The sequence below is a fragment of the Pseudomonas inefficax genome (assembly GCF_900277125.1).
GTDB lineage: Bacteria > Pseudomonadota > Gammaproteobacteria > Pseudomonadales > Pseudomonadaceae > Aquipseudomonas > Aquipseudomonas inefficax.
Window position 1 is genome coordinate 1 of sequence record NZ_OPYN01000003.1, and the last position, 2,137, is coordinate 2,137.

At 63.6% G+C, this 2,137-nt stretch carries 2 protein-coding genes; both read right to left on the bottom strand.

Features of this window, described 5'->3' with window-relative positions; all coding sequences use genetic code 11:
• Window positions 1-89: 89 nt before the first annotated feature.
• Window positions 90-1,655: a SulP family inorganic anion transporter gene (locus JV551A3_RS01675; RefSeq protein ID WP_133978235.1), complete on the bottom strand. Its 1,566-nt coding sequence runs from the start codon at window positions 1,653-1,655 to the stop codon at window positions 90-92.
• A gap of 145 nt (window positions 1,656-1,800) precedes the next feature.
• Window positions 1,801-2,137: glycine betaine ABC transporter substrate-binding protein (locus tag JV551A3_RS01685; protein WP_328592074.1), on the bottom strand; the 337-nt coding region annotated here is incomplete at its 5' end.

Genomic DNA, 2,137 nt, shown 5'->3' on the forward strand with positions numbered 1-2,137 from the left:
ACCGCGTCAGCAGGCATTGCGCGGTCGGTGTAGGAGCGGCCTTGCGTCGCGATGGGCTGCGCAGCAGCCCCAAAAATCTCAGCCCAATATCACTCTTCAAACCGGATCGGGCACAACTCCACCCCTTCCAGCTTCTGCAATTCCTCGATCACCTGCGGCCTGGCCCGGTGCAGCGTCAGGCTTCCCCCCGCCCGCAGCCGCCGCCGCGCCTCGCGATGCAACATATCCACACCCGAATAATCGATGAAGTTAACTTGCCGCGCGTCGATCACCACATTCGGCCCCTGGCAGCGCTGCAAGCGCACCTGCAGGTAATGCGCCGCGCCAAAGAAGATCGACCCGCCCACCCGCAGCACATCCGCCTCCCCTTCACGGCTCTGCTGAACCCGAGGCCGCGAGGTGCGCTTCAGATAGAAGAACAGCGATGCCAGCACTCCGGCATAGATCGCCGTCTGCAACTCCAGCAACAAGGTTGCTGCCGCTGTCAGGGCCATCACCAGGAACTCCGAGCGACTGACTCGAAACAGCGCACGAATGCCCCGGTGGTCCACCAACCCCCAGCAGATCAGCAAGATGCTGCCAGCCATGGCCGGGATCGGCAGGTGCGCGATCAGGCCGGCCCCGGCCACGGCGAACACCGCCACCCACAGCGCCGAGAATACCCCGGCCATGGGCGAGCGGGCGCCAGCGTCGTAGCTTAGCCCTGAGCGGGTGAAGGAGCCTGAAGACAGGTAACCGGAGAAAAACGCACCGACAATGTTCGACAAACCCTGTGCGCGTATCTCCTGGTCAGCGTCGATCAACTGCTCCGAACGTGCGGACAACGAGCGGGCAATAGACAGGCTGGTGACCAGCCCGAGCATGCCCACCGCCACGGCGCTGGGTAACAGGCGCAGGATCAGTTCCACATCCAGCAAGGGCAGCGGACTGAAGGGTGGCAGCTGGCCGGTGAATGCCGGCACTGGCGGCACATAGGCAAAGAACCCTGGCAGCAGCCAGGCCAGAAGGCTAACCAGAATCAGGCTTATCAACAGGCTGGGCCAGCGTGGGCGCCAGAGCTTGAAGCACACGCCGATCACCACTGTGGCCAGGCCCAGAATCAAGGAAGGCGGGTCGACCTCGCCGGCATGGCTGGCCAGGTCCTGCACCGTCTTCAACGCCGTGGCCTGGCTTGGCAGCTCCATGCCCAGCAGGTTGGGTAGCTGGCCCAGGGCAATGACGACAGCGGCGCCCAAGGTAAAGCCAAGCACCACCGAATGGGAGACGAAGTTGACCAGTGCGCCGAACCGCAAAAGCCCGAGCAGCAACTGGAAGATGCCGCCGAGGAAGGTCAGCAGCAGCACCAGGGTGACATAGTCGGCGCTGCCGGCCACGGCCAGCGGACTGATGCTGGCGTAGAGGACGATGGAGATGGCAGCCGTCGGGCCACAGATCAGGTGCCAGGACGAGCCCCACAAGCAGGCTATCAGCACTGGCACGATGGCGGCGTACAAGCCGTATTCGGCGGGCAGACCGGCGATCAGGGCGTAGGCGATGGATTGCGGCAGGGCGAGGATTGCACCGCTCAGGCCTACCAGCAGGTCCTGGCGCAGGCTGCGGCCCGATTGGCGGGGGAGCCAGGAAAGGAAGGGCAGCAGGTGAGTGAGGCGATGCATGGGTTATCCACATTCCTTACTGTTTCGCCAATCCCCTGTGGGAGCGGGCGCGCCCGCGAAGAAGCCGCCGCGGTGGATGGCACCGGCTTCGCCGGTGTTCGCGGGCATGCCCGCTCCCACAGGGATAGATGTTTTGCTTTCGAGGTTACAGTTTGGCTTTGACGGCCTCCAGGGCATTGCCATCGGCCTTGGTCGTCACCCCGGCCAACCACCCTTCCAGCACCTCGGGGTGCGCCTTCAGCCAAGCCTTGGCCGCATCATCGAAGCTGATCTTCTTGTCCACAACCTCGGCCATGATGGCGTTTTCCATATCCAGCGTGAATTTCAGGTTGCCCAGCAGCCTGGCCGCATTCGGGCAGGCTTGTGGATAACCCTTGCGGGTCAGGGTATACACCTCGCCCTTGCTGCCAAACCATTTTTCCCCGCCGGTCAGGTAATGCATCTTCAGCTTCACGTTCATCGGGTGCGGGGTCCAGCCGAGG

What these genes read in the sequence shown, in the direction of transcription:
- JV551A3_RS01675 (WP_133978235.1), bottom strand. Translation starts at nt 1,655, where the DNA reads ATGCATCGCCTCACTCACCTGCTGCCCTTCCTTTCCTGGCTCCCCCGC.